Here is a 15,056-nt window from a genome sequence, read left to right as displayed (position 1 = left end):
GTCGGTGGAACGTTATCGCTGATCGCGTTTGTCGAAAGGGCTCTAAGTGGTGGTCTGGAGGACAGCCACCACTGCAGAGGGATCATCCAGAGAAACTTGACGCTCTTCAGCATCTGCCAACAAGGGCTTTAGACGAAGTTGACCTGCTTCGGCTTCCTCATCACCGATCACTGCAGCCCAGGCAGCACCGCTGCGATCAGCCCGCTTGAACTGTTTCCCAAAGGCAGCACCGGAACCATCAAGCTCAACGGTCAAGCCGGCAACTCGTAGCTGCCTTGCCAAAGCGATGGCTACGACCTCGGCATTCTCGCCGCGATTCACGAGGTAGATGTCGGGAACTCGTTCAGCGGTGAGCTTGGCAGCAGCCCCCTCCAGATCCGCCTCTGCCGCAGCTTCAAGAGTGAGCATCAACCTTTCCATCCCAAGAGCCCAACCAACCGCAGGAGTGGGAGGGCCACCAAGCTGCTGCACCAAACCGTCGTAGCGACCGCCTCCACACACTGTTGCCTGAGCTCCAAGCTGATCGCTGGTGATCTCGAAAGCGGTGTGCCCGTAGTAATCGAGACCACGCACAAGCCGAGGATTGAGCTTGAAAGGAATGGCCAACTTGTTCAGCAAAACCTGCACAGACTCAAAACGCTGAGCACTGTCCTCGCTGAGAGCCTCCAGCAATGTGGGTGCATCTAGAAGCAAAGACTGGGTTGATGGGTTCTTACTGTCGAGGATGCGCAGGGGATTCGTCGTCAGTCGCTGCTGAGAATCGACATCCAACTGATCAATTCGCGCCTCCAGCCAAGTAACAAGCTGCTTGCGGTAGAGCTGACGATCTTCAAGAGTGCCAAGGCTGTTGATCTGTAGTTCCAGACCCGACACACCCAAATCGCGAAGCAGATCCCAGGCCAAAGCGATCACCTCCACATCACTGCGAGCGCTACTTACGCCAAGGCATTCAACGCCGATCTGATGAAACTGACGCTGACGACCCGCCTGGGGACGCTCGTAGCGAAACATTGGCCCTGCATACCAGAGCTTCTGGGCCCCCTGGCTCAGTAAGCCATGTTCAATAGCCGAGCGAACAACCGAGGCAGTGCCCTCAGGCCGCAGAGTGCAGGAACGATCCCCGCGATCAGCAAAGGTATACATCTCCTTGCCCACAACATCGGTGGCTTCCCCGATGCCGCGGGCGAAGAGCTCAGTGACTTCCAGCAGCGGCGTGCGGATCTCGGCCAAACTGGCACGCTGGAAATGTTCACGAACCACAGCCTCAACAGCCTGCCAACGCTGGGTCTGGGCCGGCAGCAAATCGACCATCCCTCGAAGACTTTGCAGCTGGCTCACGCTTTTCTTGATTCAGTGAAACAAGTCTGACTGCTCAAGCCTTCAGAAATTTGATCATTCCTGAGCAGGCCCTCCGAAAGCAATCAGAAATCTGGCAATAGCTTATACAAAGGACCTTATTGCCACTGAAGAAGCAAACCAAACACCACCTCCAGCGCTTCCTAAACATACTGCGTACCATCGACCTCCCTCATCTATGAGCTGAGGAGAAAGCTCTTGAGGAGTTACCTATCGCTAGCGAGCTTTTAAATCAAAATATGAAAGGTTTTTTACTCTCAACATCAATCGACAACTTTTCGTAGCGCTTTTCACCACGTCGCAGAATTGGGTCGAGCCAAGTACCAGCGAAAAGACAGCAGATAATGTGCGGATGCATAGAAACCAACAGATGCAGCAGAAGACGCCGCAAAAAAACCATTCACTTAAAAACTGCCATCCAGAAGGGTTTCTGTCTTAGTGACGTCTTCACACGCCAAAACATGTCGAAGCTCTGATGCGTCCAAAGGCCATTGAACTGAATCCAGGTGTCATAATCAACTTCTGCACGGATAGAAACCGTGGCATTTCCCAGCACGTGTCCAACCCATGCCTAACTGGTTGGATCCCAACGCCCGAACCAGGCTTAAAGACCATTGGCAGCGGCATGATGGCCTATGCCACCGCTAGACATAAAAAATCAAAACCCTCATCAGATCAGTTGCTTATACCTTTTGTCTCTATCTGATAACTCAAAGACAAAGAGAGATTGAGTTCCGCGCACCCATTGGCTTTGATCCGTCAGCGATAAATTCATTTTATCAGGGCGCATAATCTGCGGCACGGCTACTGATCAAAGGCGAGGCTGAATTAATGTGTAGCCTTATATCTGCAGTGCTCTTAAAGACAGATCATGTGCTCGAGCTCGAGGGTTTCAATATGGGTAAAGCCTATGCATAAAACCAACGAGCAACCACTTAGTTGGTACTTATCCCCCAGAGCTATGAAACATTGCTGATCAGGGTCAGTACTCAGATGGCGGAAAATCTTTCGAAGAAAAATGCTAATGGGTATTGATTAATCGGCACTGCAACACACGTGTGAATGCCGGAGAAGCATCCAATGCTTCACAGGAGAAACCAGCTTGAGCAGCCTCTGATTCCATTGGCAACAATCCCTTTTGAAGCATCTGCTCAGGTCCGCTAGTTGCGAGCCATACTTCTTCTGGCAATGGCAATTGCTGTAGACGCCGATTCAAATCGTGAGGACCACCCCAGGGGGTGGGGTGATTGGCGATGCGACCTGACGCCAACTGCACCTGATCGCTTAAATGCAGCAAACGAGGCCTTGAGCTGTAGCGCTCTTGCTGACCAGCCGTTAACAGACTCACAGCCCGAAAATTATCCGACTCTCGACTGCCTCCCAAAACCGGTGTGATCCCCTGGAAAGACTGCTGCCACCAAAGAGCCAACATTAGTGTTGACATCAACACAACCACCTTTTTTCCTCTACGACTGAAGGGGAGCTGGGCTCCAGTTGCTGCAAGCCAAGGGATAACGGCAGGCATAAGCACAACGAAATAACGACTGAAAGTCATCGGCTTTATGAATGAGATTGCAACCAACCCCACAACCATCAACACTGACGGTGTTAGCCCACACACATCCATCAATGCGAGGCGATTGAGACTTTGATTCTTTAAATCACGAGTCAAATTCTGGAAACCCCAGCGGCGCAAACCCCATGACACAAGGAGCAAAAGCACCAACTTTGGCAACGGCCATGGACCAATCGCCCTGGCCAAAGTGTCTTCAAATAAAGCAAAATCAGGATGACCGATCCAACTGCCAGCACTGGAGCTAAACAAAAAAGATGAAGCATAAACCACCCATGCAAACGAAGGAACAAGGGCTAAAAAAGCTACGCCTCCAAGACGCCAGCGAAGTCGCAAAAAATCCCAAATACCCGCAGCACCAAATATGAACAATCCATAAAAATGCGTTAGCGAAGCAGCAGCGACTGCAAATCCGTAACCTAAGAGACTAATGGAATAATACTGCTGACGAATACAGCAGCTGCGCAGAAGCCAACCCAGAGCAACTAATAAGACAAGAAATGCATAACTCTTGCCCTCAACGGCAAAGCGCACTTGGTATGGACAGCAAAATACCAGCAATGCAGACCAAGCCATCGCTTTTCCGCGAACATCACGAGGTACCAGCCCCCCGGACTGCAATGTGATCAGGACTCCAGCCAAGAAATAGGCCAACCAAGAAAAAATTCTTAGACTTACCGAGGATTTTCCAGCCACTCCGCCCCAAAGCCACAGGAGGGTGTAATAAAGTGGTGGATGAGTATCCTGACGAAGCCAAGCAATTAATTCAGCGTAATCAGACTGAAAACTCTTTCCCACACTGAATAGTTCATCGATCCATAAACTTGTGGCATCAACCAGCAATAAAGCCTTGAGAGCGAAAGCAGCACATACGAAAGCCACCAAAAGCCATGGCCATAAATGACTCACCAAAACCGCAATTTTCTTCTTTCGATCACAAATCAATTAAAAGATCTCCAATAAAGAGTTTCAACATTTCCAAGCAATAATAATCAAGCCAGCAACAAATCTATTCCAATGAGGGGCTCAGCAGTTCAAGCCTGAAATGGTTTGATTGGAACCAATCTTGGCGCCAGTTCCAGGGAATTTAATTGCAATTGAAAGTTTTTCACTACTCCCAAAAATGTGCGTCAACTCTCCTTCTCCAAAAATGCTGTGCATCACGCGGTCTCCTACAAGCAAAGGTGTTCTTAGCACCGTTCACGCCAGCTCCCAGCACCGGGGGGGGGGGGCTGCTTGACGTCACTCTCGGATATCTCTCGCTCCAGCTCCTACTCAAACGCAGGATCCAATAACGGCCCTAGCTCCATGGTTGGCAAGGCGCGGTAGACGCGCCAGCGCACCTAATCGCTGACCTCGTAAGCAAGGGACCAGAACACCTCAACCCGACTCATTAGCAAGGTTACGACTTAATCAGAAGCCACCCCTTAACCACGTAGAGCAGGTGATGCAGAGCAGAACTGGGACGCTCAGCCTCGCCTGATCGAAATGACCGTGATTGATCTGCGGGTGCGTGGAGATCAACAGCTCCGACAGCAGACGCCAAAACGCAACAAACAAATCACACACAAACATATGGCGAGGAGAGTTCCTGGCTTGGTGATGTCTTCTCACTCCATCAGGCGCCAATAGACCTGACGCATCCAGGGGCCATTGAGCTGAATCCAGTTGTAAAGAGCAACTCCTGTTCAGGTAAAAACGCTGGCACTCTCCAACACATGCTCAACTCACAACTTTCTGATGAGATCCCAACGCTGAAGTCAGGCCTTCATGGCATGGGAATCGGCGTCATGGTCACTACCACCACTGGACGTGGAGATCAAAACCCTCACCTTGAGCAGACTCTCCTGTCTGTTGTTTATGGCTGATGACCCACAGTCAAAGAAAAAATCCAGTTCCTCACTTGCCCATTGGCCTTGATCCATGGCAAATAGAGTCGGTTCGTTGGGGAGTGTGATCCATGGCACGGCTGCTAATCACAGGCGGGGCTGGATTCATTGGTAGTCACACATGTGTCGTGCTTTTGCAGGCAGGTCACGACTTGCTGGTGCTCGACGACTTCAGCAACAGCACCCCACTCGCCCTGGAACGGGTGTCTCTACTCGCCCGGCTTGATGCCCAGTCATCACAAGCCCGCCTGCAAGTTCGACAAGGAGACATTCGCGATCCGGCCGGCCTTGAAGATCTGTTCTCCAGCGCAGCTTCAGCGGACGCTGCGGTTGACGCAGTAATACATTTTGCCGGGCTGAAAGCCGTCGGAGAATCGGTGCGAGAACCTCTGCGCTACTGGGACGTAAACCTGACAGGCAGCCGGTGTCTGCTAGCTGCCATGAACGCCCATGACTGCCGCACCTTGGTGTTCAGCAGTAGCGCCACGCTCTATGGCTACCCGGAATGCGTACCAATCCCGGAGGAAGCGCCTATTCAGCCGATCAACCCCTATGGCCACTCCAAGGCAGCGGTTGAACAGCTCCTGCATGATCTAGCCGCAAGCGCTCCGAATGAATGGCGCATTGCATGCCTGCGTTACTTCAATCCCGTGGGAGCACACCCAAGTGGAGAAATTGGAGAAGATCCGCTGGGCACCCCGAACAACCTCTTCCCCTTTGTAAGTCAGGTGGCCGTGGGCAGGCGAAAATCTCTAAAGGTATTTGGAGGCGACTGGCCAACCAGCGATGGCACGGGTGTTCGTGATTACATCCACGTCATGGATTTAGCGGAGGGCCACCTGGCTGCCCTGAACTATTTGCTTTCTGAACCGGCTCAGCTTCTCACCCTCAATCTGGGCAGTGGCCAGGGAGCTTCGGTACTGGAGGTAGTGCATGCCTTTGAACGCGCCAGTGGCAGAAAAGTTCCTTACGAGATGGTGGCCCGCCGCGATGGGGATGCACCCATCACGGTTGCCGATCCCTCACTGGCCCTTCAACAGCTCGGCTGGCAAACGCAACGCAGCCTCGACGACATCTGTCGCGACGGCTGGGCCTGGCAATCGGCCAATCCAGCTGGCTACGACGACCCCCCATGAGTTGTCTTGTCCTGGCCGGTGGCGGGCATAGCCATGCGCTGGTCTTACGCAGCTGGGCCATGCAACCCAGTAAGCGGCCTAGCGAGCTGATCACGCTGGTGAGCCGAACCAGCACCGCCCTTTATTCCGGGATGGTGCCTGGCCTAATCGCAGGTATCTATCAACGCGACCAGGTGGCTATCGATCTACGCGACCTAGCTAATCAAGCCGGCGTTGCGCTGGTAGTTGCCGAGATCACTGGTCTGGAACTTCAGGACCACCAGCTGCAACTGGATCAGCGGCCAGCACTGCCTTTCGAACACCTCAGCCTCAACCTGGGTGCCGAGACTCCAACCAACCCAGTACTCAACCTTGAACGGGTGGTACCAATCAAACCGCTGGAGCCAGCACTGGCCTTTCTGGCCAACCAGGATCAACAGATGAGCAAATTAGCTGTTGCAAACTCGCCTTTTCAGGTGGTGGGCAGTGGCCTGGCTGCTGTGGAGACGGTCTTAGCTCTCAGACAGCGCTGGCCAAGGCGACCTCTGGTGCTGCGGATCCGCCCGAAGCATCTAAAACCAGCCCTGATCAACTCTCTACAAAAAGCATCCATCCAGGTTCTTGAAACAAGCGAGCTGGATCAAAAAGAAAAGTTCAAGACAACGCCGGGACTTTTGTGTACTGGAAGTCGAGCACCCCATTGGCTGACCTCCAGTGGCCTGCCTTGCTGCCCAAGTAGCGGCAGGATCCGCACCGAGATGAACTTGCAGGTGATCGGACAGCCCAATCTCTTCGCCGCAGGCGACTGCGCTGTGATCGATGCACAACCCCGTTCCCCATCAGGAGTTTGGGCCGTACGGGCCGCCACACCATTGGCCCGAAACCTGGAAGCCGCTTGCAATGGTCAGCCTTTACGAAACTGGCGACCCCAGCGACAGGCACTGCAACTACTAGGCGGTTTCAACAAAGGGCAACCCACAGCCTGGGCACTGCGAGGACCATGGTTGATCGGTCCCCACCCCTTGTTGTGGCTTTGGAAAGCGGCCATTGATAAGCAGTTCATGGCCATGTTTCGGCGCAAAAGATCCATGGACAGAACTGAAGCAATGGCCTGCCGGGGCTGCGCAGCCAAGCTTCCAGCTGGGCCCCTGGAGCGTGCTCTGCAGAAGGCCGGCATCGCCTCTCTGGGAACAGATCCAGAAGATTCCTCAGTGCTGCCGTTGAATACCGCCGAGGGCACAGCTCCAGTGCTGCAAAGCGTGGATGGCTTTCCAGCCCTCGTCAGTGACCCCTGGCTGAACGGACGGCTCACGGCTCTACATGCCTGCTCGGACCTTTGGGCTTGCGGAGCTCGTGTGGTTGCTGCCCAGGCCGTGGTTACGCTTCCCCAGGTCAGTGAATCAACCCAAGAGACCCTGCTAGCCCAGAGCCTGGCGGGCATCTGCTCCGCCCTTGATCCCCAGGGCGCCAAGTTGATTGGCGGTCATACTTTGGAGGCACGCGGTGGTCTCGCCCAACCACCGCCAAACCTGGCAATACAGGTGACATTGAGCGTCAGCGGGCAAGCCGTTGACACGTTCTGGCCAAAGGCAGGAGTTCAGGCAGGTGACCGACTGCTGCTTAGTCGTCCTCTAGGAACAGGAGTGCTGTTTGCCGCGGCCATGACCGGTGCGGCCCCAACCTCAGCTCTGGATACCGCCCTTAAGCAGATGGCCACAAGTCAGCACTCGTTGCTGGAGGAACTTCTACTTCTTGAAGCCGAACATACAGGCGCCATCCATGCGGCAACGGACATCACCGGCTTCGGGCTGCTGGGTCATTTGGGCGAAATGTTACGCAATTCAGCCCTGAGAGTGGTACTAAAAAGCCACGCGATCCCCTCAATCAAGGGAACTCTCCCGCTATTGGAAAAGGGCTATACCAGCAGCCTCGCCCCCGCAAACCGACGGGCATGGAGCTTGCTGGATAGCAACTCATTGGATTTACAGCTGAACGAAATCAATCCTGGCAGCAAGGAGCATCTAGCTATGCTTGAGCTACTGGTAGATCCGCAAACATGTGGCCCTCTGCTTATTAGCGTCGACAAGAAAATAGCAGAAAAACTTGTTTGCAAAGCTCAAAGCCAATGGACTGAAATTGGAAATGTCCAGAGACGCCAAGCCTAAATTCAATCAGCCGAGATCAGAATAGAATCAGGGGACAACAGCTAATCCACAACTTCATTAACAAGATTCATTAAAACACTTGCCAGACGCTATTCAACCTCAAAGTCAACACCCAAAAGCTGGCAAACATTTACTTTGAAGTCCATTAAGTACTCTTGCAACCCTCACTTCTCTGCCATTCGGGGACCAAAGCCTGTAACACATTCAGCGCATTCTCAACATCTTTAGCAGCAATTGATTTCTCCAAAACCTTGAGCTGAGACCAAAGCTCATGAGGCTTCAGAGATCGCTCACAAGCCTTATAGATCAGAGGATGAGCCGTTGGTTCGCTCTGGCCATCAATCAGAAGCTCCTCATAAAGTTTCTCACCAGGGCGAAGTCCCATGCAAACAATCTCGATATCTCCTTGAGGATTACGAACATTTCGAATCGAAAGACCGCTAAGACGAACCATTTGCTCAGCGAGCGATTTAATCCGTACTGGATCACCCATATCAAGTAGAAACACTTCACCTCCTTTGGACAACACAGCAGCCTGAAGCACCAACTGCGCCGCCTCAGGAATGGTCATGAAATAACGAATGATCTCCGGGTGAGTAATGGTGATCGGACCACCATTAGCAATCTGTTGGCGAAACAAAGGCACCACCGACCCAGAAGACCCCAACACATTGCGGAACCGAACCATGGAGTAACGGGTGGAAGGCTGAGGATTCGTCCATCCAAGAAGCTCTGCTTCCTGAGCATGGGCCTGCACAACTAATTCAGCCAAGCGCTTGGACGCTCCCATCACATTTGTGGGACGCACGGCCTTATCGGTGGAGATCAACACAACCTGAGAGACCCCAACCGACGCAGCCGCATGACACACGGCATAGGTCGAACCAACATTATTCTCCAAACCAGCCAGGGGGTTGGCCTCCACCAAGGGCACATGCTTGTAAGCAGCAGCATGAAACACAACATCCACTGCCTGAGTCAAAAACAACTTCTGAACCATCAACTGATCAGAAGCATTTCCCAACACCGCTTGCAAAGACGTACTCTCTGGAACAAGAGCACGCATTTCATGCTCGATCTCGTACAACGCCGGTTCACTCTGGTCCAGCAGGATGAGTCTCTTCGGACGTAAATCAACAATCTGACGACACAACTCAGAACCGATTGAGCCACCCGCTCCGGTCACACACACGACTGCACCACAAATACCTGGCCCCAAAAACTGAGGATCAGGGGGCACAGCATCACGACCGAGCAAGTCTTCAATGGCAATAGGTCTTAGGGCGTCAATGCGAGCTCGCCCAGCAGTGAGGTCATCGACTGATGGCACCTGTAGTACTGGGATTCCAAAACACTGGAGATCTGCAACTATGCGACGACGATCACTCCGAGGCAGAGAGGGAATCGCGAGCAACACCTGATCGATCGCACCCACGAACTGACTCAGCACCTGATGAGGCCTGATAGGAATCCCATTGATAGTCCGCTGCCAATAGCCCGGATCATCATCCAAAAAAGTAACAACCTTGTATTTACCAGCCAGTCGAAGAGCAGCGGCGAGTTGTGCACCGGCCTCGCCAGCTCCATAAATCGCCACCCGAAGAACGTTCTGAAAACTTCCGGAGCTGAGACTGAGCAACACATCACGCAAAGCAAAACGCAGCGCACCTGTGAAACCGGTTAACAACAACCAAAGCAGAATCCAGCTACTGCGGGGTGGCATCGGCAGCTGCAGCATTAATCCAACAGCAGCCAGACACAGCACCAGCAGGCCGTTCCGACCAGCAAGGCGATATAAAGCTGAACTCCCGACGTATCGGGTAAGACCTTTGTACTGTCCAGTGAAGGCATACAAGGGCAAACCAACCAACACGGATATAGGGGCCAGCCACAAACCAGCTGCCAGAAAATTTGGAGAAAATGGAGTGGAGAGTCGGAGCCAGAAACTCAACCAAACTGAAAAGGGAAGCAGCAAAGCATCAACGCCTATCAACAACAGTCGACGACGAAACGGAGGGATGCTTAGAAAACATCTGAAGATCTCAATCTGACCCAAAGGATCTAATAGACGTCGCATCAACATTCAGAAGCAATGATGAAAGGGATCGCGACGTACCGATCCAAAAGAAATCCTGCAATGATTTCAGCCATGGCAATCAAAATGACCGCAGGCAACCCACCTAACAAAACAGCAAAAGCAAGAAGTGCCGTTGCGGTGATATAGGTAATCGAGACTTGGCCATGAGTCCAACCAGCTTGCTGAAGTCTTTGGTAAAGGTGAAGCCGATGAGGCTTGAACACTGCCTGACCAGCCAGAAACCGACGCACCACACAGGAGCAAGCGTCAGCAAGTATGGGGGTCACTACCAGCAGATAACTCAAAGCCTGAGGCCAGCTGATCGCATGCAACACCAGACCAGCAAAGACGGCTCCAAGAAATGTGCTTCCTACGTCACCCATAAAGACCCTGGCAGGAGACCAGTTCCAGATCAGGAATCCGAATAGAGACCCAACCAATGTCCAGATCGACCAAGGTACATCGAGTTTTATTGACAGCACTACAAATCCAACTGCCATGCAGCCAGCCACAAGACCATCCAAACCATCCATGAAATTAGTGAAGTTGATCACTGCTGTGATCAGCACCAACAATGCAACCGCTACACCCATAGACCAAAAGGCTGAGAGATCGCTCAACCGGAACAAAGGACTCATCCAAATGATGAGGATGGCTGTGAAAACCTGAATTCCATATCGCCAGGTTGCAGGAAGCTGGTATCGATCGTCTAAAAATCCCACGATGGCTAATGGAAGCATCAACAATGGCAAAAAAGACAGGCGAAATTGCCCCGTCATTAGGCAGAGACAACTAGTCAAACAGGAAAGTGCCACGAAAGAGACACCACCACCACTGGGGGTGGGCTGGAGATGGGACGAACGAGCGCTGGGTTGATCAAGAAGACGCTGACGCAATAAAGGAAGGCAGCCCAACATGAGCAACCAAGTTATAAGCGCAGAGGCCAAGATGATTAAAAGAATCACTCCCAAACCTCAGGACCTGAGCGAAAAAGCTTTACTTCATTAAGAATGCCTTGGTCAAAGCTGATCGGGTCATAGCCAAAGGCCAAAAATGCATCTTCGTGGCTAAAGGCCTTATTTTCATTAAGACGACGAATCTGCTCAGACTTAATTGGCAACTCGAGATGTAGATGCTCTAACATTTGCAAGCAAGCAACGATTATGCCGCATGGCAAATGTATACGATAAACCTTCTTCCCTAAAGCAAGAGCAGTAAGTTGAACAACTTCGTTATAAGTCACCGCTACTGAACCCGAAAGATTGAAAGAACATCCAATCGCCGCTGTTGTCATTGCAGCTTCAACCACAGCCCAAGCCACATCAGTGACATGCACAGGCTGCTGCAATGATCGCCCGTTACCGAAAACCGGAAGCACAGGCAAACGATCCAACCAACGCACCAAACGGATCATGTTTCGGTCCCCAGGCGTTCCATAGATCATCGTGGGCCTCAATATCGTGAAGTCCAGATCACTGCTGTTAATTACGGACTCGGCTGCTTGACGGACAGCCTTGGATCCAGCATTGAGTTGAGTAAAAATAGCTGTGGTACTAACAAAAACAACTCTTTTAAGACCAGCAAGCCGACAGGACTGAACAATGAATGGAGCTGACCCAAAACCGATGGAAGCGACATTAAGCAAGACAGAACATCCACTCAATGCACTAGTAAGCTGTTGTACATCATTTAAATCAGCAAAGCGAACCGGAATATGATGAGTTTTCATCCAGTTGACATCAGTTCCTGGCCTCAAAACGGCAACGAAGACTTGCTGACGCCTTTGCAATTCAGCGCAGACAAATCGACCCGTAAAACCATTAGCCCCGGACACAGCAATCATCATTTAAGGAGCACCTCACGTAAGCAAGCGTCATATTGAGTATTGATTCTTTGTCTCGAATAGATGGTTTGCGCTAGGTGTATTGCTTTATTAGCCATTGCAAGTCGTTCTTCTCTCGGTGTCTTCGAAAGACGCTCAATGGCTTCAGCAAGCGCCTGAGGATCCCCCGGTGTTGCTGTCACTCCGAGTCCATACTCTTCCACCTCCTGATTGATGGCTCCAGCAACCGTTGTAATAACAGGACGCCCTAAGGCATAAGCGTCATAAAGCTTGTTTGGAGAAACCCCGTAGCGGAATAAGGAAACATTTGACAGCGACAACAAAACCGCATCGGATTCGGCCAGCAAATCAGGGATCTCAGCTTTTGAGACTGGATTCTCGAACGTAACCGTGTCCAAATCAACGGCTCGCTTTATCAAAGACTGCTTCTCAGGCCCGTCGCCGATCAAGCGGAAACGTATCTCTACACCTCGCTGCTGCAAAAGACGGGCAGCTGCAAGCACATTGTCGAGGGCATTGGCAGCACCATGAGCGCCTGCATAAACCACAGTGAAGACAGAGCGGTCAGGAGGCAATGGCCGCTGAGAGAACAAGTGAAGGTCTGGACCATTAGGTAGCCAAACCGTTTGCTGTGCACCTCGCAGCCTCACAAAAGACTCTGCACCTTTCGCCAACACAACAACTAATGAGGCACGACAGTAAAGCTGACGCTCCATCCAGCCGAGAATCAACACAATAGGGTTCGTGGGGCTTTTTCCTCCTTGGTCAATCAAAACCTGGGGCCAAAGGTCGCGCACCTCCAACACGAAGGGGAGACCCATAATTCGAGCAATCCAAAGACAAGTGAAAGCAGCAGGAAGCTGCGGCGAACTCGCAAGAATCAAATCGGGACCCTTTCCCACTAACCGACCCCACAAAGCGGAAGGCAACAGGTGAAAAGAAAGATGCAAACAGAAGCTGAGCATGTTGAGATGACGCTTCCAATTGTTGCGGCGATACGGAGATACCCACAACCAAATCCAGCGAATCCCAGCTAGTCGCTCAACGGACCATATACGCGGAAACCGAAGTCGCCTGTACTCTCGCTGAGAAAGATTGAAATCAGACGAAAACACCTCTACCTGCCAACCAAAACCGACAAGACCTGCAGCAACTTCATATTGACGGGTATGACCGGGGAGATCTGGCGTATTTGCATACTGATTAATAAGCCAGAGTTTGGGCATCAGACCGAAAGAGAAGGGTTGGTAGAAACAACTGGAAGATGGACACGCAAGCAATGTTCACCAGGTAATAAGACACCATGAAGACAAAAACTATGCCTACTGACTCGATTACCAAAACCATGTGCAAATGTTGTGGTCGACCAGTCCCCTTGAATTTGTCCAACCTCAGAGAATTCAAAACGCAGGTCTTTCAAATAACTCCTATGCAGATCAGGAGCCAAGTGCCACCACTGACGTAAATGTAATAGATTATTGGTGATGACGGTATCAATAACAGTTAGCGAAAGACAATTAATCCCTACATCGAGAATCTCAATCCTACGATTATGCGTAGCTCCTATAGGGTCAAAGCCATCATGAGCGCCGGAAACAAAACAACCACCATTAGGCAGGGAACCAAATTCTCGCAAACGAGGCTGAGATTTTCGGCCTGCTCGAAAGCTACCCCAAACTTCTACCGGCTCAAACCAATCAACTTCGCCAGAAGAGGCGTTAGGGACACCTAATTGAAGCTGGTTATGCGCAGATCCAGACCGCTCAAATGCACGCTGAGAACAATTATCGTAAACACTGGTTCCTGCTTCGGAGAAAACAAAATGACCATTCTGAATTAGCTCAAAACTAAGTTGATCTGAATGGACGTGCGCAGGAAGATGAGATGGGCAAGGAACGCCTGATTTGAAAGCCAATTCCCAACCATACCCTGGACGTAGAAAAGTCCAACCAGTATCAGGTAGATCACTAATCCCAAAATGGTAAGTAGGTTGTAAGTTTGAAATGGGAGAAGAAGGTCTCACTGAATCAATTGCAGAACTCAACAACTTACGACGTAAGGGTGAGCGAGGAAAACTATCTACTGAATCATCCAGTGTTGATCCTGTTAGGTAAGAATGGGCAAAGGCAAGCACTTCATCCAAGGGTGGCGCAGCATCCTCGGCGCTATCGTTAAAACGTGGAAGTATCCCGCCTTCCAAACGCACAACACTTACCCATGATGCCATATCTTTAATTGTATGCCGAAGCCAATCCGGAGCCGAACCACGAATCGAAATTAATACACATGCCAACTCAACCAACCGATCAAGAATCAAGAGGTGGTAGACAGCTGAGCGTTCTTCATGACCTCCATCGGGCAAAACCTGACTGATCAATTCCTGATTTAACAAAAGCAATGAACGATGATGCATTGCTTCAGCTCTAGATCCAGAAAACTGCAGGCTGCCGATGGCAATAGCAAGAAGATTCTCTAACCAATGATTTCCTCCGTAGCAAGATTCGGGATGTGATTCAAGCCAACACAATTGATGCCAGAGGGACTGCACACGTATAGAAGTAGCTAATTGAGGAACACAGCGAAACAACCATACCCAATTACGAATTCTAAGCGATAAAGTATAACTATGCCATCCATCACCTCGGCCGAAAGGGTTGGAAAATATCCATAAATCAATCAGCAATGCAAGTGATGATGATTCCTGAGGCCATCGACTTGTTAGCAATGCTATTTCAAGCCATTCACGCGCCCAGTCAAAATAATGAAGATGAAACTGCCAAAGGCGAGGCCAATGTTTATCATTCCAACGAATAGGCCAAAACAACTCGCGAGACTGATTAAGAAAAGAAAATGTAATCGACTTTGGAAGCTGAAATGAACATGGAGAACCATAAGAATTAGTAATTTCTAAGCAATGCAAGTAGGAAGTACAAAATTCAACATCGTTACTGGTGGTAGCAAGCCAGGTAAAGAAATATGGTGGCAAGAGTCGATCAAGACGCCGGCGTAATTCAAGACGAGCACGACTTTGAAGCCTC

The 15,056-nt window shown here is 51.0% G+C and carries 11 protein-coding genes; 2 read left to right on the top strand and 9 right to left on the bottom strand.

Translation table 11 applies throughout. The features are described from left to right. Positions 1–42: 42 nt before the first annotated feature. The 4 genes from hisS to SynMITS9220_RS01075 all read right to left on the bottom strand — a co-directional run bounded on the left by hisS (position 43) and on the right by SynMITS9220_RS01075 (position 4,896). Positions 43–1,338, bottom strand: a complete 1,296-nt coding sequence (gene hisS / locus SynMITS9220_RS01085) for a histidine--tRNA ligase (protein WP_186990168.1) — start codon at positions 1,336–1,338, stop codon at positions 43–45. 1,039 nt (positions 1,339–2,377) lie between these two features. Continuing rightward, positions 2,378–3,874, bottom strand: coding sequence for a hypothetical protein (locus SynMITS9220_RS01080; protein WP_255483169.1), 1,497 nt, complete (start codon positions 3,872–3,874; stop codon positions 2,378–2,380). A gap of 81 nt (positions 3,875–3,955) precedes the next feature. Continuing rightward, positions 3,956–4,093 carry a hypothetical protein gene (locus tag SynMITS9220_RS13475; RefSeq protein ID WP_370594384.1) on the bottom strand — a complete coding sequence of 46 codons (138 nt, stop codon included), beginning with the start codon at positions 4,091–4,093 and terminating at the stop codon, positions 3,956–3,958. A 596-nt stretch (positions 4,094–4,689) separates the two neighbouring features. Next, positions 4,690–4,896 carry a hypothetical protein gene (locus SynMITS9220_RS01075; protein WP_186990166.1) on the bottom strand — a complete coding sequence of 69 codons (207 nt, stop codon included), beginning with the start codon at positions 4,894–4,896 and terminating at the stop codon, positions 4,690–4,692. On the opposite strand from SynMITS9220_RS01075, the gene galE reads away from it, so the two are divergent. Together galE and selD are read left to right on the top strand one after the other, a co-directional pair. Next, a complete protein-coding gene (gene galE / locus SynMITS9220_RS01070) occupies positions 4,890–5,954 on the top strand; it encodes a UDP-glucose 4-epimerase GalE (protein ID WP_186990164.1) in 1,065 nt (354 codons plus the stop codon). The genes SynMITS9220_RS01075 and galE overlap by 7 nt on opposite strands. After that, the gene (gene selD / locus SynMITS9220_RS01065) at positions 5,951–8,098 is read left to right on the top strand and encodes a selenide, water dikinase SelD (RefSeq protein ID WP_186990162.1); all 2,148 of its coding nucleotides are present in this window, start codon (positions 5,951–5,953) and stop codon (positions 8,096–8,098) included. Before galE ends, selD begins: the two co-directional genes overlap by 4 nt. Before the next feature lie 145 nt (positions 8,099–8,243). Here selD and SynMITS9220_RS01060 read toward each other — a convergent pair whose 3' ends face one another. Genes SynMITS9220_RS01060 through SynMITS9220_RS01040 form a run of 5 tightly spaced genes read right to left on the bottom strand, consistent with a single transcriptional unit; the run spans position 8,244 to position 15,004 of the window. Beyond that, a complete protein-coding gene (locus SynMITS9220_RS01060) occupies positions 8,244–10,175 on the bottom strand; it encodes a nucleoside-diphosphate sugar epimerase/dehydratase (protein ID WP_186990160.1) in 1,932 nt (643 codons plus the stop codon). Further along, positions 10,175–11,140 carry a glycosyltransferase family 4 protein gene (locus tag SynMITS9220_RS01055; RefSeq protein WP_255483261.1) on the bottom strand — a complete coding sequence of 322 codons (966 nt, stop codon included), beginning with the start codon at positions 11,138–11,140 and terminating at the stop codon, positions 10,175–10,177. Before SynMITS9220_RS01055 ends, SynMITS9220_RS01060 begins: the two co-directional genes overlap by 1 nt. After that, positions 11,137–12,021 carry an SDR family oxidoreductase gene (locus SynMITS9220_RS01050; RefSeq protein WP_222930439.1) on the bottom strand — a complete coding sequence of 295 codons (885 nt, stop codon included), beginning with the start codon at positions 12,019–12,021 and terminating at the stop codon, positions 11,137–11,139. Before SynMITS9220_RS01050 ends, SynMITS9220_RS01055 begins: the two co-directional genes overlap by 4 nt. Next, on the bottom strand, positions 12,018–13,244 hold the full coding sequence (locus tag SynMITS9220_RS01045; protein WP_186990158.1) for a glycosyltransferase family 4 protein: 1,227 nt from the start codon (positions 13,242–13,244) through the stop codon (positions 12,018–12,020). The genes SynMITS9220_RS01050 and SynMITS9220_RS01045 overlap by 4 nt, the downstream gene beginning before the upstream one ends. Next, positions 13,244–15,004 (bottom strand): heparinase II/III family protein, encoded by a 1,761-nt coding sequence (locus SynMITS9220_RS01040; RefSeq protein WP_186990156.1) that lies wholly within the window; start codon positions 15,002–15,004, stop codon positions 13,244–13,246. Before SynMITS9220_RS01040 ends, SynMITS9220_RS01045 begins: the two co-directional genes overlap by 1 nt. Positions 15,005–15,056: the final 52 nt, after the last annotated feature.

The sequence above is a fragment of the Synechococcus sp. MIT S9220 genome, from assembly GCF_014304815.1.
Taxonomy (GTDB): domain Bacteria; phylum Cyanobacteriota; class Cyanobacteriia; order PCC-6307; family Cyanobiaceae; genus Synechococcus_C.
This window is presented reverse-complemented; position numbering and strand designations above follow the sequence as displayed.